General features: G+C 75.6%; 14 protein-coding genes and 1 riboswitch. Of the genes, 4 read left to right on the forward strand and 10 right to left on the reverse strand.

Features of this window, described 5'->3' with window-relative positions:
• Positions 1-34 precede the first annotated feature (34 nt).
• A complete protein-coding gene (gene cobN / locus ACH4C6_RS15240; RefSeq protein WP_398109043.1) occupies positions 35-3,646 on the reverse strand; it encodes a cobaltochelatase subunit CobN in 3,612 nt (1,203 codons plus the stop codon).
• 85 nt (positions 3,647-3,731) lie between these two features.
• A riboswitch (cobalamin riboswitch) is annotated at positions 3,732-3,805 on the reverse strand.
• A gap of 105 nt (positions 3,806-3,910) precedes the next feature.
• Here cobN and cobG point away from each other — a divergent pair.
• From cobG to ACH4C6_RS15255, 3 genes are read left to right on the forward strand one after another with little or no spacing between them, the layout of a single operon-like run.
• Positions 3,911-5,368, forward strand: coding sequence for a precorrin-3B synthase (gene cobG / locus ACH4C6_RS15245; protein WP_398109349.1), 1,458 nt, complete (start codon positions 3,911-3,913; stop codon positions 5,366-5,368).
• A complete protein-coding gene (locus tag ACH4C6_RS15250; protein WP_398109044.1) occupies positions 5,365-6,039 on the forward strand; it encodes a precorrin-8X methylmutase in 675 nt (224 codons plus the stop codon). The genes cobG and ACH4C6_RS15250 overlap by 4 nt, the downstream gene beginning before the upstream one ends.
• On the forward strand, positions 6,036-7,523 hold the full coding sequence (locus tag ACH4C6_RS15255; RefSeq protein WP_398109045.1) for a precorrin-2 C(20)-methyltransferase: 1,488 nt from the start codon (positions 6,036-6,038) through the stop codon (positions 7,521-7,523). Before ACH4C6_RS15250 ends, ACH4C6_RS15255 begins: the two co-directional genes overlap by 4 nt.
• 142 nt (positions 7,524-7,665) lie before the next feature.
• Here the strand turns inward: ACH4C6_RS15255 and ACH4C6_RS15260 are convergent, their stop codons facing one another.
• Positions 7,666-8,430, reverse strand: coding sequence for a cobalt-precorrin-6A reductase (locus ACH4C6_RS15260; RefSeq protein WP_398109046.1), 765 nt, complete (start codon positions 8,428-8,430; stop codon positions 7,666-7,668).
• Between the two features lie 30 nt (positions 8,431-8,460).
• On the opposite strand from ACH4C6_RS15260, the gene ACH4C6_RS15265 reads away from it, so the two are divergent.
• The gene (locus ACH4C6_RS15265; protein ID WP_398109047.1) at positions 8,461-9,600 is read left to right on the forward strand and encodes a cobalt-precorrin-5B (C(1))-methyltransferase; all 1,140 of its coding nucleotides are present in this window, start codon (positions 8,461-8,463) and stop codon (positions 9,598-9,600) included.
• Positions 9,601-9,645: 45 nt separating this feature from the next.
• Here ACH4C6_RS15265 and cobM read toward each other — a convergent pair whose 3' ends face one another.
• From cobM to ACH4C6_RS15305, 8 genes are all read right to left on the reverse strand, one after another.
• Positions 9,646-10,395, reverse strand: coding sequence for a precorrin-4 C(11)-methyltransferase (cobM, locus tag ACH4C6_RS15270; RefSeq protein WP_398109048.1), 750 nt, complete (start codon positions 10,393-10,395; stop codon positions 9,646-9,648).
• 30 nt (positions 10,396-10,425) lie between these two features.
• On the reverse strand, positions 10,426-11,667 hold the full coding sequence (cbiE, locus tag ACH4C6_RS15275) for a precorrin-6y C5,15-methyltransferase (decarboxylating) subunit CbiE (protein WP_398109049.1): 1,242 nt from the start codon (positions 11,665-11,667) through the stop codon (positions 10,426-10,428).
• Between the two features lie 143 nt (positions 11,668-11,810).
• Positions 11,811-12,254, reverse strand: a complete 444-nt coding sequence (locus tag ACH4C6_RS15280) for a hypothetical protein (protein WP_398109050.1) — start codon at positions 12,252-12,254, stop codon at positions 11,811-11,813.
• Between the two features lie 247 nt (positions 12,255-12,501).
• A complete protein-coding gene (locus ACH4C6_RS15285) occupies positions 12,502-13,605 on the reverse strand; it encodes a PucR family transcriptional regulator (RefSeq protein WP_398109051.1) in 1,104 nt (367 codons plus the stop codon).
• Complete coding sequence (locus tag ACH4C6_RS15290) at positions 13,592-14,914, reverse strand: cation:proton antiporter (protein ID WP_398109052.1); 1,323 nt, start codon at positions 14,912-14,914, stop codon at positions 13,592-13,594. The genes ACH4C6_RS15285 and ACH4C6_RS15290 overlap by 14 nt, the downstream gene beginning before the upstream one ends.
• 701 nt (positions 14,915-15,615) lie before the next feature.
• Positions 15,616-17,112, reverse strand: coding sequence for an SPFH domain-containing protein (locus tag ACH4C6_RS15295; RefSeq protein WP_398109053.1), 1,497 nt, complete (start codon positions 17,110-17,112; stop codon positions 15,616-15,618).
• Positions 17,113-17,300: 188 nt separating this feature from the next.
• The gene (locus tag ACH4C6_RS15300) at positions 17,301-17,813 is read right to left on the reverse strand and encodes a hypothetical protein (protein ID WP_398109054.1); all 513 of its coding nucleotides are present in this window, start codon (positions 17,811-17,813) and stop codon (positions 17,301-17,303) included.
• Positions 17,814-17,961: 148 nt separating this feature from the next.
• Positions 17,962-18,636, reverse strand: a complete 675-nt coding sequence (locus ACH4C6_RS15305; protein WP_398109055.1) for a TetR/AcrR family transcriptional regulator — start codon at positions 18,634-18,636, stop codon at positions 17,962-17,964.
• Positions 18,637-18,679: the final 43 nt, after the last annotated feature.

Below are 18,679 nucleotides of genomic sequence, written 5' to 3' on the forward strand. Positions count from 1 at the left end.
CCCCACCGTCGGCGGGACCGGCGGACGGGCCGGTTCAGTCCTCGTCCTCCAGGTTGCCCTCGGTCTCCAGGTACACCTGCCGCAGCGCCTCCAGCACCGCCGGGTCCGGCTTCTCCCACATGCCGCGCGACTCCGCCTCCAGCAGCCGCTCGGCGATGCCGTGCAGCGCCCAGGGGTTGGCCTGCTGGAGGAACTCGCGGTTGGCCGGGTCCAGGACGTACGCCTCGGTGAGCTTGTCGTACATCCAGTCGGCGACCACGCCGGTCGTGGCGTCGTAGCCGAAGAGGTAGTCGACCGTGGCGGCGAGTTCGAAGGCGCCCTTGTAGCCGTGGCGGCGCATCGCCTCGATCCACTTGGGGTTGACGACCCGCGCGCGGAAGACGCGCGAGGTCTCCTCGACGAGGGTGCGGGTGCGGACCGTCTCCGGCCGCGTGGAGTCGCCGATGTACGCCTCGGGCGCCGTGCCGCGCAGCGCGCGGACCGTGGCGACCATGCCGCCGTGGTACTGGAAGTAGTCGTCGGAGTCGGCGATGTCGTGCTCGCGGGTGTCGGTGTTCTTCGCCGCGACCGCGATCCGCTTGTACGCCGTCTCCATCTCCTCCCGGGCCGGACGGCCGTCCAGTTCCCGGCCGTAGGCGTAGCCGCCCCAGACGGTGTACACCTCGGCGAGGTCGGCGTCGGTGCGCCAGTCGCGGGAGTCGATCAGCTGCAGCAGGCCCGCGCCGTAGGTGCCGGGGCGGGAGCCGAAGATGCGGGTGGTGGCGCGGCGTTCGTCGCCGTGGTCCGCGAGGTCGGCCTGGACGTGTGCGCGCACGTGGTTGGCCTCGGCCGGCTCGTCCAGCGACGCGGCCAGCCGCACCGCGTCGTCCAGCAGGCCGACGGTGTGCGGGAACGCGTCGCGGAAGAAGCCGGAGATGCGCAGCGTGACGTCGATGCGCGGGCGGCCCAGCTCCTCGTACGGCACGGCCTCCAGGCCCGTGACGCGGCGGGAGGCGTCGTCCCAGACGGGGCGCACGCCGAGCAGGGCGAGCGCCTCGGCCACGTCGTCGCCGGCGGTGCGCATCGCGCTGGTGCCCCACAGGGACAGGCCGACGGACGTGGGCCACTCGCCGTTGTCGGTGCGGTAGCGCTCCAGGAGGGAGTCGGCGAGGGCCTGGCCGGTCTCCCAGGCGAGGCGGGAGGGGACGGCCTTGGGGTCGACGGAGTAGAAGTTGCGGCCGGTCGGCAGCACGTTGACCAGGCCGCGCAGCGGCGAGCCGGACGGGCCCGCCGGGACGAAACCGCCGTTCAGGGCGTGCACGGCGTGGTCGATCTCGCCGGTGGTGGCCGACAGGCGCGGGACGACCTCGCCGGCCGCGAACCGCAGGATGGCCGCCACCTGTTCGGCGCGTCCGGCGTCGACTCCGGCCGCCACGACCGCGGGTACGGCGGCCGGGTCCCAGTCCGCGTCCTCCATGGCCTGGACCAGGGCGCGGGCCTGCTCCTCCGCCTGGTCGGCGGTGGTGCGGGTCGCTGCGGACTCGTCCAGGCCGAGGGCCTCGCGCAGACCGGGCAGGGCGGTGGTGCCGCCCCAGATCTGGCGGGCGCGCAGGATGGCCAGGACGAGGTTGACGCGGTCGGCGCCGGCGGGCGGGTTGCCCAGCACGTGCAGGCCGTCGCGGATCTGGGCGTCCTTGACCTCGCACAGCCAGCCGTCGACGTGCAGCAGGAAGTCGTCGAAGCCGTCGTCGTCCGGGCGGTCCTCCAGGCCGAGGTCGTGGTCGAGGCGGGCGGCCTGGATGAGGGTCCAGATCTGGGCGCGGATCGCCGGCAGCTTGGCCGGGTCCATCGCGGAGATCTGGGCGTACTCGTCGAGGAGTTGCTCCAGGCGGGCGATGTCGCCGTAGGAGTCGGCGCGGGCCATGGGCGGCACCAGGTGGTCGACGAGGGTGGCGTGCACGCGGCGCTTGGCCTGGGTGCCCTCGCCGGGGTCGTTGACCAGGAACGGGTAGATCAGCGGCAGGTCGCCGAGGGCCGCGTCGGGGCCGCAGGCGGCGGACAGGCCGGCGTTCTTGCCCGGCAGCCACTCCAGGTTGCCGTGCTTGCCGAGGTGGATCATCGCGTCGGCGCCGAAGCCGCCGTCCTCGGCGCGGGCCGCGATCCAGCGGTAGGCGGCGAGGTAGTGGTGCGAGGGCGGCAGGTCCGGGTCGTGGTAGATGGCGATGGGGTTCTCGCCGAAGCCGCGCGGCGGCTGGATGAGGACGAGCAGGTTCCCGAACCGCAGTGCGGCCAGGACGATGTCGCCCTCGGGGTTGCGGCTGCGGTCGACGAACATCTCGCCGGGCGCCGGGCCCCAGTGCTCCTCCACCGCCGTGCGCAGCTCCTTCGGCAGCGTGGCGAACCAGCGGCGGTAGTCGGCGGCGGGGATGCGGATCGGGTTGCGGGCGAGCTGCTCCTCGGTGAGCCACTCCTGGTCGTGGCCGCCGGCCTCGATGAGCGCGCGGATCAGCTCGTCGCCGTCGCCGGAGACCAGGCCGGGGATGTCGGCGTCGCCGAAGTCGTAGCCCTCCGCCCTCAGCCGGCGCAGCAGCGCGACGGCACTGGCGGGGGTGTCCAGGCCCACCGCGTTGCCGATGCGGGAGTGCTTGGTCGGGTAGGCGGACAGCACCAGCGCCAGGCGCTTGTCCGCGGCCGGGATGTGCCGCAGCCGGGCGTGGCGTACGGCGATGCCGGCGACGCGGGCGGCGCGCTCCGGGTCGGGCACGTAGGCGGGCAGGCCGTCGGCGTCGATCTCCTTGAAGGAGAACGGGACGGTGATGAGGCGGCCGTCGAACTCGGGGACGGCGATCTGGGTGGCCGCGTCGAGCGGGGAGACGCCCTCGTCGTTCTCCTCCCAGGCGGCGCGCGAGCCGGTGAGGCACAGGGCCTGGAGGATCGGCACGTCCAGGGCGGCGAGCGCCCCCGCGTCCCACGACTCGTCGTCCCCGCCCGCGGAGGCGGCGGCCGGCTTGGTGCCGCCGGCGGCGAGGACGGTGGTGACGATGGCGTCGGCGGAGCGCAGCGCGTCGACCAGTTCGGGCTCGGGGGCCCGCAGGGACGCCACGTACAGCGGCAGGGCCCGGCCGCCCGCGTCCTCGATCGCCTCGCACAGGGCGCCGACGAACGCGGTGTTGCCGCTCATGTGGTGGGCGCGGTAGTAGAGCACGGCGACCGTGGGGCCGTCGAACGTGCGGGCATCGCGCTCCAGCGGGCCCCAGGTCGGCGCCGCCGCCGGGGCCTCGAAGCCGTGGCCGGTCAGCAGGACCGTGTCGGACAGGAAGCGGGCGAGCTGCTCCAGGTTGGCCGGGCCGCCGTGCGCGAGGTAGGCGTGCGCCTCGGCGGCGATGCCGACGGGGACCGTGGAGGCGGCCATCAGCTGGGCGTCCGGGGCCTGTTCACCGGTGAGGACGACCACCGGGCGGCCGTCGGCGAGGAGCAGGTCGAGGCCGTCCTGCCAGGCGCGGACGCCGCCGAGGAGGCGGACGACGACCAGGTCGACGCCGTCGAGGAGGCCGGGCAGGTCCTCCAGGGGCAGCCGGGCGGGGTTCGCGAAGCGGTAGGGCACCGGGCCGTTCGCCGCTCGGGCGCTGAGCAGGTCGGTGTCGGACGTCGACAGCAGGAGGATCATGCGGCGTCGGCCTTCCTCGGGGTGTCCGCGCCCCGGGTGGTGGTGTGAGGTCCCGGCTCCTGCGGAGGGGGGAGCCGGGGGAAGGGAGTTCCTGACTTGCCCGGGTTGTGGCCGGGTTCACAGTGGCGGGACCGCGCCGGATTCACACCGGGCTTCCTCCCCTGGTCGCCGTGGTGGCGGTGGTGACGGACCTGATGATCCGCCGACGAGCATAGTAAGGGGCGAGGGAAAAGGGCAGAGCGTACAGCCGGTGTGATGGTCGGTATGCTCGCCGCCATGTCCACGGCTGCCCCTCGTCCATCGCCCCAGGCCACAGCGGCCTCACGGGCCCGTGGTGACGCATGCCCGGGGACGCTGCGGCTGCACGCGGCGGACGACGGGGCGCTGGCCCGGGTCCGGATCCCCGGCGGTGTGCTCACCGTCGCGCAGGCCGGGACCCTGGCGGAGGCGGCCGGACGGCTGGGCGACGGGGAGTTGCATCTCACCTCGCGCGGCAACGTGCAGCTGCGGGGCCTGCGGGAGTCGTGCGGCGCGGAGCTGGCCGGGCTGCTGGACGCGGCCGGGCTGCTGCCGTCCCCCGCGCACGAACGGGTGCGCAACGTCGTCGCCTCACCGCTGTCGGGCCTGGACGGGCGGGGCCTGCGGGACGTGCGGTCCTGGCTGACGGAGCTGGACGCGGCCCTGTGCGCGAGCGCGTCCGCGACCGCCCTGTCGGGCCGTTTCCTGTTCGCGCTGGACGACGGGCGCGGGGACGTGGCCGGGCTCGGGGCCGACGTGACCGTGCGGGCGGTGCCAGGCGGCGGGGCGCTGCTCGCGCCGGGTTCGGGCGACGACGTGCTGTACGTGTCCGGGGACGACGCGGCGCGGGCCGCGCTGCTCGCGGCGGAGGCGTTCGTCGACCTCGTGCGCGAGAGCGGGGCCCGGGTGTGGCGGGTGGACGAACTGCCCGGTGGGCCGGGTGTGTTGTTGCGTGCGGTTCGCGACCGGCTGGCCGGGGCGGGCATCGCCTTCCGGGACGGCGTCCCGGAGCTCACCGAGACCGCGGGACCGCCGTCGCCCGGGGTAGCCGAAACGGCGGGGCCGCCGTCGCCGGGGGTAGCCGAAGCCGCTGGGCTGTCGTCGCCCGGGGTAGCCGAAACCGCGGGGCCGCCGTCGCCAGGGGCAGCCGAAACCGCGGGACCGCCGTCGCCAGGGGTAGCCGAAACCGCGGGGCCGCCGTCGCCGGGGGTCGTCGGGTCCGCCGTGTCCGTGCATGTCCCCCTCGGCCGTCTCACGGCCGTGCAGTGGCGGGAGTTGACGGAGGTCGCCGAGGGGGAGCTGCGGCTGACGCCCTGGCGCGGTGTCGTCGTGCCCGTCCCCGCACCGGGCGACGCGGCCGCCGCGCTCCCCCGCCTGTCCGCCACCGGCCTGGTCACCGAGCCCGGCTCGCCCTGGCTGCGCGTGGGGGCGTGCATCGGCCGGCCCGGGTGCGCCAAGTCCCGGGCGGACGTACGGGCCGACGCGGCGCGCACGCTGGCCGCCGCCGGCCGCTCCGCCCTCCCTCTGTACTGGTCGGGCTGCGAACGCCGGTGCGGGCACCCCCCGGGCCGCCGGATCGACGTGGTGGCCGCGCCCGGCGGTGGCTACGAGCTGTCCGCCGTCACCCCCGGCCGCCCGGCGCGCACCGCCTCCCTGGACGACCCGTCCGACCTCGCCACCGCCCTGGCGGCGATCACCCCATGAGCCGTAGGCCGACGACCGAGAGCAGCGAGAACACCACCGTGACCACGTACGACTACGAGAAGGACGGGGCGGCCATCTACCGCCGGTCCTTCGCCACCATCCGCGCGGAGTCGGACCTCGCGGGACTGCCCGCCGACGTCGGCCAGGTCGCGGTCCGGATGATCCACGCCTGCGGCATGGTCGACCTGGTGCGGGACCTGGCCTACTCGCCGGCAGTGGTGGCCCGGGCCCGGGAGGCGCTGCGCGCCGGGGCGCCGATCCTCTGCGACGTGCAGATGGTGGCCAGCGGTGTGACCCGCAAGCGGCTGCCCGCCGACAACGAGGTGCTGTGCACCCTGTCCGACCCGTCGGTCCCCGAACTGGCCGCGAAGCTCGACACGACGCGCAGCGCCGCCGCGATGGAGCTGTGGCGGGACCGGCTGGAGGGCTCGGTCGTCGCCGTGGGCAACGCGCCCACCGCGCTGTTCCGGCTGCTGGAGATGATCGACGCGGGGGCGCCCCGGCCCGCCGCGGTCATCGGTGTCCCGGTCGGGTTCATCGGGGCCGCCGAGTCCAAGGACGCCCTGGCCGCACACCCCTCCGGCCTGGAGCACCTGGTCGTCCGGGGCCGTCGCGGAGGCAGCGCCATCGCCGCCGCCGCGCTCAACGCGATCGCGAGTGAGGAAGAGTGAGCGGGAAGCTGTACGGGGTGGGGCTCGGCCCCGGTGACCCGTCCCTGATGACCGTACGGGCCGTCGAGGTCATCGCCGAGGCGGACGTGATCGCGTATCACAGCGCCCGGCACGGGCGGTCCATCGCCCGCTCGATCGCGGCGCGGCACATCCGTGCCGACCACATCGAGGAGAAGCTGGTCTACCCGGTCACCACCGAGACGACCGACCACCCGGGCGGCTACCAGGGCGCCATGGACGACTTCTACGCGGAGGCGTCCGAGCGGCTCGCGGCGCATCTCGACGCCGGGCGCACGGTCGCCGTCCTCGCCGAGGGCGACCCGCTGTTCTACGGCTCCTACATGCACATGCACAAGCGGCTCGTGGACCGTTACGACACCGAGGTGATCCCCGGTGTCACCTCGGTGTCCGCCGCCGCGGCCCGGCTGGGCACGCCACTGGCCGAGGGCGAGGAGGTGCTGACGATCCTGCCGGGCACGCTGCCCGAGGAGGAGCTGACGGCCCGGCTCGCCGCGACGGACGTGGCGGTGGTGATGAAGCTCGGCCGCACCTTCCCCAAGGTCCGGCGGGCACTGGAGAGTTCGGGGCGCCTGGAGCAGACGCGCTACGTCGAGCGGGCCACGATGGCCGGGGAGCGGCTGGCCGAACTGGCGGACGTGGACCCGGAGTCGGTGCCGTACTTCGCGGTCGCGGTGCTGCCGAGCCAGGTCGACGCCGAGCCCGTCGTGCGGGAGCGGGGCGAGGTCGTGGTGGTGGGCACCGGGCCCGCCGGGCCGCTGTGGCTGACACCGGAGTCGCGGGGCGCGCTCGCCGCCGCCGACGACCTCGTCGGCTACACCACCTACCTCGACCGGGTGCCGGTGCGGGCCGGGCAGCGGCGGCACGGCTCCGACAACCGGGTCGAGTCCGAGCGCGCCGAGTTCGCGTTGCAGCTCGCGCAGCGGGGGCGGCGGGTGGCCGTGGTCTCCGGTGGCGACCCGGGGGTCTTCGCGATGGCGACGGCCGTGCTGGAGGTCGCGTCGCAGAAGGAGTACGCGGACGTGCCGGTGCGGGTGCTGCCCGGGGTGACCGCGGCGAACGCCGCCGCGGCCCGGGCCGGGGCGCCGCTCGGCCACGACTACGCCACGATCTCCCTGTCCGACCGGCTCAAGCCCTGGGAGGTCATCGCCGAGCGGCTGCGCGCGGCAGCCTCGGCGGACCTGGTGCTGGCCCTGTACAACCCGGGCTCGCGCAGCCGCACCTGGCAGGTGGGCAAGGCGCGCGACCTGCTGCTGGAGTACCGGGACGCGCAGACGCCGGTCGTCGTGGCCCGGGACGTCGGCGGCCCCGGCGAGCAGGTCCGCGTCGTCCGGCTCGGCGAACTCGTCCCGGAGGAGGTCGACATGCGCACGATCCTGCTGGTCGGCTCCACCCAGACCCGGGTGGTGCGCCGGGGCGGCGGCGAGGAGATCGCCTGGACGCCGCGCCGCTACCCGGAGGACTGACCGGACCGTGCCGGGACGGCGCGGGCCCGCCCCCGCGCCGTCCCGGCCGTGCCATCGGCCGGGCTGTGGTCCCATGCGCCCGGGCGGAGACGCGGTCGCGTGGCCGAGCCGGGCTCGGCAGGCCCGGCAGGCGTCGGGGCGGCTAGTGGGTCGGGCCGTGCTGTGCGGCCAGGCGGGTGATCCAGGCCGCTGCCTCGGGGGCGTCCGTGGCCACCGGGACGTCCTCGGGGGCCGGGGGTCTGCGCACCACCACCACGGGCACGCCCGCCTCCCGCGCCGCGGTCAGTTTCGGGGCCGTGGCCGTGCCCCCGCTGTCCTTCGTCACCAGCACGTCGATGCGGTGCCGGCGCAGCAGCTCGCGTTCGCCGTCCAGGGTGAACGGCCCGCGGTCGAGCAGCACCTCCATGCGGGGCGGATGTGGCGGGGTGGGCGGGTCGACGGACCGTACGAGGAACCACGGGCCGTCGAGGCCGGCGAAGGCGGCCAGGCCCATCCGGCCGGTGGTGAGGAACACCCGCCGGCCCAGCGCGGGCAGCAGCGCCGCGGCCTCCTGGAGGGAGCCGGCCTCGTGCCAGTCGTCGCCCGGCGCGGGGACCCAGCCGGGACGCCGGAGCGCGAGCAGGGGAACATGGGCGGTGGCGGCGGCCCGCGCCGCGTGGAAACTGATCGTCCCGGCGAAAGGATGCGTGGCGTCGATGAGCGCGTCCACCTCATGCTCGCGCAGCCAGGCTGCGAGCCCCTCCGTACCGCCGAAGCCGCCCACCCGCACCTCGCCGGGCGGCAGCCGGGGCGTGGCGACCCGCCCGGCCAGGGAGTTCGTCACCCGCGTGCCGGGCGGCGCCCCGGCCGCCAGGAGCTCGGCGAGGCGGCGGGCCTCCGTGGTCCCGCCGAGGATGAGTACGTGCACGACAGTCCGGTCCCTTCCGAAGAGCCAGCCGTGACCAGCGAGGCCGAGGGCGGTCGCAGCGCCCAACTCAAGCACACCGGTCTGCGGCCCGGCTGGACGACCGGTGCCTGCGCGACCGCCGCGACGACGGCCGCCTACACCGCCCTGCTCACCGGTGAGTTTCCCGACCCGGTGACGATCACCCTGCCGAAGGGGCAGACCCCGGCGTTCGCGCTCGCCGCGGAGGAGCTGACCGGCGCGTCGGCGATGGCGGGGATCGTGAAGGACGCCGGTGACGACCCGGACGTCACGCACGGCGCGCTGGTGCGGGCGACCGTGCGGTTGCTGCCCGAGGGGTCCGGGGTGGTCTTCCGGGCGGGCCCCGGGGTGGGCACGGTCACCCGTCCGGGCCTGCCGCTGGACGTCGGTGAACCGGCCGTGAACCCGGTGCCGCGCCGGATGATGCGCGACCACGTCGCGGAGGTCGCCGGGCGGCACGGCGGCACCGGGGACGTGGAGATCACGCTCTCCGTCGACCACGGCGAGGAGATCGCCCGCTCCACCTGGAACCCCCGGCTGGGCATCCTGGGCGGGCTCTCCATCCTCGGCACGACCGGGATCGTCGTGCCGTACTCCTGCTCGGCGTGGATCGACTCGATCCGGCGCGGGGTGGACGTGGCCCGGGCGGCGGGCCGTACCCATGTGGCGGGCTGCACGGGCTCGACCTCGGAGAAGACGGTCGTCGCCGAGTACGGGCTGCCCCTGGACGCGCTGCTGGACATGGGCGACTTCGCGGGCGCCGTGCTGAAGTACGTCCGCCGCCACCCCGTGGACCACCTCACCATCTGCGGCGGCTTCGCCAAGCTGTCCAAGCTGGCGGCGGGCCACCTGGACCTGCACTCGGCCCGCTCCCAGGTCGACAAGGGCTTCCTGGCGTCGCTGGCCCGCGAGGGAGGGGCGGACGAGGCGCTGGCCGCCCAGGTCGCCGACGCCAACACCGGCCTCGCCGCACTCCAGTTGTGCCTCGCGGCCGGGGTCCCGTTGGGCGACCTGGTCGCGACGACGGCCCGCGACGAGGCACTGGCCGTCCTGCGCGGCGCACCCGTGGCGGTGGACGTCATCTGCATCGACCGGGCCGGCACGGTGGTGGGACGCAGCGAGGTGGCCGGCCCGGGTCCCGGCCGGCCCTGAACCCCGGCCGGAACCGGGGCGGCCGGAACCGGGGCGGCCGGTGCCTCAGCAGGCGTGGCGGTCGCGTTCCGGGGAGTACAGGTGGCTGTCGCGGAAGTGCTCCGCGCCCAGCGTGCGGCCGACCATGATGACCGCCGTGCGCAGCACCCCGGCCTCCTTCACCTGCCCGGCGATCTCGTCGAGCGTGCCGCGCAGGACCAGCTCCTCGGGGCGGGAGGCGTAGGCGACGACGGCGGCGGGGCAGTCGGCGCCGTAGTGCGGGAGCAGTTCCGCCACGACGCGGTCCACGTACCGGGCGGCCAGGTGCAGCACGATGAGCGCGCCGCTGCGGCCGAGGGTGGCGAGGTCCTCGCCCTCGGGCATGGCGGTGGCCTGCTGGGCGATCCGGGTGAGGATGACGGTCTGGCCGACGGTCGGCACCGTCAGCTCCCGCTTCAGCGCGGCCGCCGCGGCGGCGAAGGCGGGCACGCCGGGCACCACCTCGTAGGGCACCCCGGCCGCGTCCAGCCGCCGCATCTGCTCGGCGACCGCGCTGAACACCGACGGGTCCCCGGAGTGCAGCCGGGCCACGTCGTGGCCCTCCTCGTGGGCGCGCACCAGTTCGGCGGTGATCTGGTCCAGGTCGAGCCGCGCGGTGTCCACCAGGCGCGCGCCGGGCGGGCACTCGGCCAGCAGTTCGCGCGGCACCAGGCTGCCCGCGTACAGGCAGACCCGGCAGGCGGCCAGCGTCCGGGCGCCGCGCACCGTGATGAGGTCGGCGGCGCCGGGGCCGGCACCGATGAAGTACACGGTCATCTGTCTGCTCCTGGGAGGATCGGAGGGTTCCTACGCGTCCTTGCGCACGGCCCACTGGGTCACCGGCATCGCCTGCCGCCACCCGGTGAAGCCGCCCACCGGCACCGCGTGGGACACGGCGAGCCGCACCAGCTCACCGCCGTGACGCCGGCGGGCGTCGGCGAGCAGCGCCTCCGACTCCAGCGTCACGGTGTTGGCGACGAGCCGCCCGCCTGCGGGCAGAGCCGCCCAGCAGGAGTCGAGGAGTCCGGGCGCCGTGAGCCCGCCGCCGATGAACACCGCGTCCGGCGGCGGCAGTTCGGCCAGGGCCTCCGGGGCGGCGCCGGTGACGACGCGCAGGGCGGGCACGCCGAGGCGCTCGGCGTTGCGCCCGATGCGCGCGGCCCGCACCGGGTCCCGTTCGACGCTGACCGCCCGGCAGGAGGGGTGAGTGCGCATCCACTCGACGGCGATGGACCCGGACCCGCCGCCGACGTCCCAGAGCAGTTCTCCGGGGGCCGGGGCGAGGACGCCCAGGGTGACGGCCCGCACGTGCCGCTTGGTGAGCTGCCCGTCGTGCTCGTACGCCTCGTCCGGCAGGCCCGGTGCGGCGCCCAGGCGCGGGGCGTGCGGAGCGCGGCGGCACTCCACGGCGACGACGTTGAGGGGGTCGCCGGGCGCCAGGGAGAAGCCGTCGGCGGTGACGGCGTCGCCCACCCGCTCCCCCGGTCCGCCGAGTTGCTCCAGGACCCGCAGGCGGCTGGGCCCGTAGCCGCGGTCCCGCAGGAGGGCGGCGACCTCGGCGGGGGTGTGAGCGCCGGCGCTCAGGACGAGGATCCGCCGCCCCTGGTGCAGGGCGGCGGCGAGCCGGGCGGCCGGGCGGCCCACCAGGGTGACGACCTCGGTGTCCTCGACGGGCCAGCCGAGCCGGGCGCAGGCGTGGGACACCGAGGAAGGGTGCGGCAGCACGCGGACGGGCCCGTGCACTTCGGTGAGGGTGCGTCCGATGCCGTGGAACATGGGGTCCCCGCTGGCCAGTGCGGCGATCCTGCGGCCGGCGTGCGCGGCGAGCAGGCCGGGGACGGCCGGGCGCAGGGGCGAGGGCCAGGCGACGCGTTCACCGGCGCACTCGGACGGCAGCAGGTCCAGCTGGCGCGGGCCGCCGAGGAGGACCTCGGCGTCGCGCAGCACGGCTCGGGAGCCGTCCGGGAGTCCCGCCCAGCCGTCGGCGCCGATCCCGACGACGGTCACGGCGGCCGGCGCGGCGGGGTCGGCGGGGCGTTCGCGGGTCACGGCTCGGTACCTCGGGGCTCGGGGACGACTCCGAGGCACTTTACGGGGCGGTGGCCTGCGCTCCCGCGCTCGGGTGCGCCCTGGACGGACCGCCGCGCGGCCCCCCGCCGCCCGGCCGCGGCCCCGGGCGGCCCCCGGCGGTCTCAGGCGTCGTACGGCCCGTCCGCATCCCGGACGCCGGGCCCGGGGCGGGCGGGGGCGAGGCGGCGGTAGGCGGCCCGGGCGTGCACGAGCCGGGCCAGGCCGGTGCCGACGAGGGCGGCGGTGCACAGGCAGACCAGCCAGGAGGTGTCCCGGTGCCCGGTCCAGGTGAGGACACCGGCGGGCGGGATGGCGAACCCGTTGAGGAACAGCCAGCACAGGACGGCCGTCCCCGGGGCGGCCGTGAACCGGGCGCACAGGCCCAGCACCGCGGCGAGCAGGGACAGCGCGGCCAGCGCGAGGTCCGCACGGCCCGGCCCGGCCACCGTGTTCAGCAGCGCCACCAGCAGCAGGGCCCCGACGCCCGCCCCGACCCAGACCAGCGGGGTGGCCACGGGCTGCGGCACGGGTCTGGCTCCGGCTCCCAGCGGCTTCCACTCGATCATGCCGGTACTCCCTTCCGGTGCTCCTGCACGGGAATTGTCCCTCCGCCCGTCCGCCGGGCGTGGGCGGACGGTTCGCGGGTGCTCGCCAGAGTGCCAGGACGGCGGTTCGCCGGAAACGGCCGAACCAGCCGAACCGGCCGACCTCGATGGCCCGGTCGAACCGGATGGCCCGGCCGTCCCGGAGCCCGGCGGCGGCACGGCGACCCGGGCCCCCGGTCCGTTCCCTCTGTTCGCTCCGTTCGCTCCGTCACGACTCGGGGACCGCCCCGCTCCACAGCTCCCTGGCCGGCCAGTCGAGCAGCCGGGCGCCGAGGACGGCCGTCTGAAGGGCGTAGCGGTGGTCGGGGTCGGTGGCGTCGTTGCCGGTCAGGCTGTGGATGCGCTCCAGCCGGTAGGTCAGCGCGCGCACACTCAGCGACAGCTGCCGGGCGGCCGCCGCGGCCACGCACCCGGAGTCGAAGTACGCGCTGAGGGTGTCGAGCAGCGGCCTCGCCCCGCCGCGGGCCCGCTCCAGCGGCCCGAGCGTGTGCTGGACGAGGTCCATCAGGGCCTGCCGGTCCCGGGCCAGGACGGGGAAGACCAGCAGGTCGGCGGCGCGCAGCAGCGGGTCGTCGAAGCCCATGCGCTGCGCGACGTCGAGGGCGTTGAGGGCTTCCTCGTAGCTGTGCCCGATGCCGACCGCGCCCTTGCGCGGCCGCCCCAGGGCGACCTGACCGGCCCCGGTGACGGCGTGCACGAGCCGGGCGAAGTGCGTGAGGACGTCCTCCTGGTCGCCGGGGGCGATGCACACCATGCGCCCGTCCTTGGTGGTGAACAGGATGCGGCGGTTCTCGAACCGGGCGAACAGCTCGCCCGCGATCTGCCGGGCGACGGGGTCGGTCTCGTCGCAGGGCTCCGGTGCCTCGGCCACGGCGACCGCGTGGGCGCGGGACAGGCGCAGCCCGAACCGCTCGGAGCGCGCGGCCAGTTGGCCCGGGTCGCCCCGCCCGTGCAGCAGGTCGTCGATGAACTCCCGCCGGGCGGCCTCCTCCTTGCGCACGACGATGCGCTGCGCGCGTTCGTAGCCGTCGGCGAAGGCGTCCACCGCCTGCTCGACGACGGCGAGGACGCTGTCCGGGTCGGCGGCCGGGGGACGGCAGGCCCGGCCGACGGCGAGGTGGGCGCGCACCAGCGCCCGCCAGCCGTGCCCGGCCTCGGCCGCCCGGGCACCAAGGGCGCGGCGCGACTCGATCTCGTCGCGGGTCAGGCGCCGGCCCGTGGCGCAGGCGTCCCGCAGGATCTCCTCGAAACCGTCGAGGAAGACCTCGGCGGTCCCGGCGAGTTCCTGCCGCCCGGTGTCAGCGGTGCGCATGGACGACCTCCTGACCGGGCCCGGACCGACGCCCGGCGGTGGCGTCCCCTTCAGGGGGTCCGGGGGGTCCGGTGCGTCCGGCGGGCCCGGGGGTCGGGTCAAGGGCCCGGTCCGGTCCGGCCGTCGTGTCCGGGACTGCCGTCCCGGGGGCCGGGGCGGGGCGGTGGGTCAGGCGCAGGGCGAGGGGTTCGGTCCAGCGGGCCGCGAGCGGACCGAGGATCACCAGGATCAGGACGTAGGCGGTGGCCAGGGGACCGACGCGGGGCTCCGCGCCGACGGCGAGCCCGGCGATGACGATGGAGAACTCGCCGCGCGCGACGAGGGTGCCGCCCGCCCGCCAGCGGCCCCGCGCCGAGACGCCCGCCCGGCGGGCGGCCCAGTAGCCGGTGGCGATCTTCGTCAGGGTGGTGACGACGGCCAGCGCGAGGGCCGGCGCCAGCACGGGCGGAATGGCGCCGGGGTCGGTGTGCAGGCCGAAGAAGACGAAGAACACCGCGGCGAACAGGTCCCGCAGCGGGGTGAGGAGGCTGCTGGCGCCCTCGGCGACCTCGCCGGACAGCGCGATGCCGACCAGGAACGCGCCGACGGCGGCGGAGACCTGCAACTGCTGGGCGAGGCCCGCCACGAGGAGGGTCAGTCCCAGCACGACCAGCAGGAGCATCTCGGCGTTGTCGGAGGAGACCGCGCGGCTGACCAGGCGACCGTGACGCAGCGCCACGTAGAGGACGGCGCCCACGGTGCCGAGCGAGATGAGCAGGGTGACGGCGCCGCCCGCCAGGCTCACCCCGGCCAGCAGGGCGGTGAGGATCGGCAGGTAGACCGCCATGGCCAGGTCTTCCAGGACCAGCACGCCGAGGACGACGGGTGTCTCGCGGTTGCCGAGCCGGCGCAGGTCGCCGAGCACCTTGGCGATGACGCCGGAGGAGGAGATCCAGGTGACCCCGGCCAGGGCGACGGCGGCCACCGGTCCCCAGCCCAGCAGGAACGCCATGGCGGCTCCCGGGGCGGCGTTGAGGACGAAGTCGACGGCTCCGGAGGGGTATTGCGTCTTCAGGGTCGTGACGAGCTCGGAGGCGCTGTACTCCAGGCCGAGCAGGAGCAGCAGGAGGATGACGCCGATCTCGGCGCCGGTGGCGACGAACTCCTCGCTGGCCTGCAACGGCAGGATGCCGCCCTGACCGAAGGCGAGTCCGGCCAGCAGGTACAGGGGTATGGGCGAGAGGCCCACGCGTCCGGCGAGGCGCCCGAGCAGGCCCAGGGCGAGGATGATGGCCCCGAGTTCGATGAGCAGGGCGGTGGTGTCGTGCACGGGCGTCTGACCTCCGTGATCGGGTCTGCGGCGTCTGTGCCGGGGCGGGTGGCGACGGCCGGGCGCGGGGCCGGGCGTCGCGCACCCCACCGCGGTGCGGCTGCGGCGGCGGCGGCCGCGGGGCCGGTGGCGTGACCGGGGCTGCGGCCGGTGGGCGTGGGTGAGCGTTGGGCGAGCGGTGGGGTGTGCCGGGCGACGGTGGTGACGGGGCCGGGGGCGGCGTCCGGGACGCGGAGCCGGGACCGGCCGGGCACGGACCGGCCGGGCAGGTCCGGGGCGTCGCGGGGGCGTTCGGGCCGTGCCGTTCAGCGGGGCGGGCGGATCGCCGCGGCGGTCGCCGCCGGGGTGCGCGCCTCGGCCGAGGAAGAGCGGGTCACACGGCCCGGTCGGTATCGGGAACGCCGTCACGGGCGGCGTTGTGGACGCGTACGCGCATCACACGACCCATGTCACGCTCCCTCATCAGCCGGCCCGGGACCGGGCGACCACCTTGCGACGATGCGAACGAGCGGCCGGGCGACGGGGCGCGGTGGCGCTCAGCGGAGCACGAGGCTCGTGACGGAATCCTAGCGCACGTCAACGGACGGTGATCGTTCACGTGTTCTGCCAGGGGGCGGGTCCGGGGCCGGACGGGAGGCGCCGCCCCGCCCGGCGTGCGGGCGGGGAACGGCGCCTCGGTCCACTCCCGACGGGGTCGCGGGTCAGCCGGTGACGGCCTGGGCGCCGCCGTTGACCCTCCGGGTGACGCCCTGGAGCAGTTCGGCCAGGTCGACCCCGGTGGTGGAGCCGAGCAGTTCGATGCCCTGCGCCACGTTGTCGGCGACCGTGCGCGTCAACTGGCTCGCCCCGTCCGTGGAGATGACGGTCATCTTGTCCACGGCGGCGAGCGGTTCGGACGCCTTCGCGACCACCTGCGGCAGCACCTCCACCAGCATCTGCAGGACGGCCGCGTCGCCGTACTGCGCGAACGCGTCGGCCTTCTTGCGCATCGCCTCGGCCTCCGCCGCACCCTTGGCGCCGGTCGCCGCGGCCTCTGCCTCGCCCTCCAGCCGGACGGCCTCCGCGATCGCCGCGCGCCGGGACCGCTCGGCCTCGCCCTGCTTGAGGCCCTCCACGGCCTGGGCCTCGGCCAGCGCGCTGCGGCGCTGCTTCTCGCCCTCGCCGGTGAGCCGGGCCCGCTCGGCCTCCGCCTGGGCCGCGGCGATCTGGGCCAGCCGCTCGGCCTCGGCCTGCTTGACCCGGGCCACGCGCCGGGCCTCGGCCTCCTGCTCGGCCGCGTAGCGCTGGGCGTCGGCGGGCTTGCGGACCTGGGTGTCGAGCTGGCGGTCGGTCAGCGCGGCCTGCCGTTCGGCGACCTTCTCCTGCTGGGTGAGGATCTCCTGCTGCCGGGCCGCCTCGGCGAGGGGCCCGGCCGCGGCGGCACGGGCCGTGGCCTCGTCGGTCTCCGCCTTGATCTCCGCCTGCTTCAGGGAGAACGTGCGCTGGGCGACGGCGATCTCCTCCTCGGCCTTCAGCCGGGCCTGCTCGGCGGCCCGGCGGGCGACCGCCTCGGCGATGTCGGCCTCCTGCTTGGCCCGGGCGGCCTCGGGCCGGCCGAGGTCCTCCAGGTAGGAGCCCTCGGTGGTGATGTCCTGGATCTGGAAGGCGTCCAGGACGAGGCCCTGTCCCGACAGGCTGGCCTCGGCCTCCTCGGCGACCTGCCCGGCGAAGGCGGCCCGGTCGCGGATGATGTCCTCGACCGCCATCCGGCCCACGATCGCGCGCAGGGCGCCGGACAGCACCTCCTGGGTGAAGCCGACGATGCCGTCCTGCTGCATGAGGAACCGCTGGGCGGCGGCCCGAATGGAGTCCTCGCTGCCGCCGACCTTGACGATGGCGACGCCCTCCAGGTTGGCCTTCACCCCGCGCAGGGTGACCGCGCCGCGCACGGCGACGGGGATGTGCCGGGAGGACAGGTCGAGGGTGAACTTCTGCTGCACGAACGGCACGACGAAGACTCCGCCGCCGACCACGACCTTCTGGCCGCTGTTGTCGGTGAAGATCCGCCCGGTCTCCGGGTCGGTGGCCTTCTTGCCGCGCCGCCCCGTGACGATGAACGCCTCGCTGGGCCCGGCGACCTTGTACCGGCTGACGACGACCAGGGCGACGAGGACGAGGAGGACGACGACCCCCGCGACGGCTATGACGACAGAACTCATTCCGGGTCCCTTCGGCCCGCCCATGTGGACGGTGATGACGATGAGCGGTGGGGATGGCGGTGCCGCGGCTCACGGCGGCAGGTGGTGCGGGGCGACGGACGGGACGCCCCGGCCGAGGTCGGCGAGTCCCGGCTTGCGGACGGGCCGGCCGATGATGTCCGGCGCCCGACGAGCGGGCCCGTCTCCGTCTACCGCTCGACGACGCGCACGGTCACCGCGGTCGACGACAGCGCCTGCTCGACCCACACCTCGGCGCCGCGGGCGATCGGCACCGCGCTGCGGGCCGCGAGCTTGACGGGCTGCCCCGACAGCCGGACCAGCACCTCGCCGTAGCCGGCGGCCGGGATCGCGGTCACGACGGAGCCGCAGACGCCGACCAGGTCGTCGTCACGCGGTGCCGCGCCGGACCGGTCGTCCATGAGCGCCCGCCCGAGGCGGTAGGCGAGCCAGCCGGTGACGGCACCGGCCGGTACCCCGACTCCGATCGCACCGGCCACGCCCCACCCGGTCGTCTCCAGCGCGATCGCCCCGGAGAAGCCGAGCATCGAGACGAAGGCGGCGACGACCGGCAGCGACAGCAGCCCGTCGAGTGCGTCGACGGCGTCGACGGCGCTGAGGAAGCCCTCGAGCACTCCGTCGAGGACCAGGGACAGCACGAGGAGGACGACCCCCGTGATACCGAGACCCAGAAACCAGGCCATGCGTTCTCACCGCCTCCCCGTGCGGTCCCTGCCCGCTCCCCCGTGGTGAACGCATGCTCACACGCCGGCGCGGCGGCGGACATTGCCCGATCCCGGCAACGTTCCCCCCGTCTTCCCTGCCGCCGGCCCCACCCGCCGGGGGCGCCGGTCAGGCGGTGCCGTCGGAGGACGACCCTTCGGTGAGGGCGTCGAGTTCGGCCTCGTAGAGGCGGGCCGGGTCGAAGCCCATGCCCGTGAAGTGGCCTGCCAGTTCGAGGGAGAGGACGCCGTGCAGGCGGGTCCAGAAGGTCAGGGCGCGGTGGAGGACGGCGGGCGGGGCGGGGTGGTCGGCGGCCCAGTCGCGGTGGCCGGCGAGGTGGGCGTCGAAGGAGGTGCCCGGGCCGTCCCCCGGCAGCTTCGCGCAGGCGTCGAGCAGCGTCGCCATGACCTCGGAGGCGATCGCTGTGATGTCGTCGGGCGCGTGGTAGCCGGGGATCGGCGTGCCGTAGACGAGGAAGTAGCGCTGGGGGTCGGTCAGGGCCCACTCGCGCAGGGCGTGGGCGAGGACGGCCACGTCGGCGCCCCCGTCGGCGGCGGCTCCGCCGATCGTGTCGGCGAGGCTGCGGTAGGCGTCACGGACGAGCTCGGTGATCAGTTCGTCCCGGCCGCCGAAGTAGCGGTAGAGGGCCGGGCCGCTCATGCCCATCTGCTTGGCGATCGCGTTCAGGGAGAGCGCGGACGCCCCCGCCGTGGCGATCTGCTCCCACGCGCGCTGCTTGATCTCCGCCCGGACCTGGGCGCGGTACCGCTCGCGGGGCGTCGTGCCCTTCTCTGCCTCCGTCATGGTTAGAGGCTATCACTCTCGTTATTGACACTCACTCCACGCC

It is taken from the genome of Streptomyces sp. NPDC017943, from assembly GCF_044328425.1.
In the GTDB taxonomy this organism is placed as follows: domain Bacteria; phylum Actinomycetota; class Actinomycetes; order Streptomycetales; family Streptomycetaceae; genus Streptomyces; species Streptomyces djakartensis_A.

Coding starts and splice junctions, on each gene's coding strand:
- cobM (WP_398109048.1), bottom strand. CDS start 10,395: ATGACCGTGTACTTCATCGGTGCCGGCCCCGGCGCCGCCGACCTCATC.
- ACH4C6_RS15305 (WP_398109055.1), bottom strand. CDS start 18,636: ATGACGGAGGCAGAGAAGGGCACGACGCCCCGCGAGCGGTACCGCGCC.
- ACH4C6_RS15300 (WP_398109054.1), bottom strand. CDS start 17,813: ATGGCCTGGTTTCTGGGTCTCGGTATCACGGGGGTCGTCCTCCTCGTG.
- cobN (WP_398109043.1), bottom strand. CDS start 3,646: ATGATCCTCCTGCTGTCGACGTCCGACACCGACCTGCTCAGCGCCCGA.
- ACH4C6_RS15285 (WP_398109051.1), bottom strand. CDS start 13,605: ATGCGCACCGCTGACACCGGGCGGCAGGAACTCGCCGGGACCGCCGAG.
- cobG (WP_398109349.1), top strand. CDS start 3,911: ATGCTCGCCGCCATGTCCACGGCTGCCCCTCGTCCATCGCCCCAGGCC.
- ACH4C6_RS15280 (WP_398109050.1), bottom strand. CDS start 12,254: ATGATCGAGTGGAAGCCGCTGGGAGCCGGAGCCAGACCCGTGCCGCAG.
- ACH4C6_RS15295 (WP_398109053.1), bottom strand. CDS start 17,112: ATGAGTTCTGTCGTCATAGCCGTCGCGGGGGTCGTCGTCCTCCTCGTC.
- ACH4C6_RS15250 (WP_398109044.1), top strand. CDS start 5,365: ATGAGCCGTAGGCCGACGACCGAGAGCAGCGAGAACACCACCGTGACC.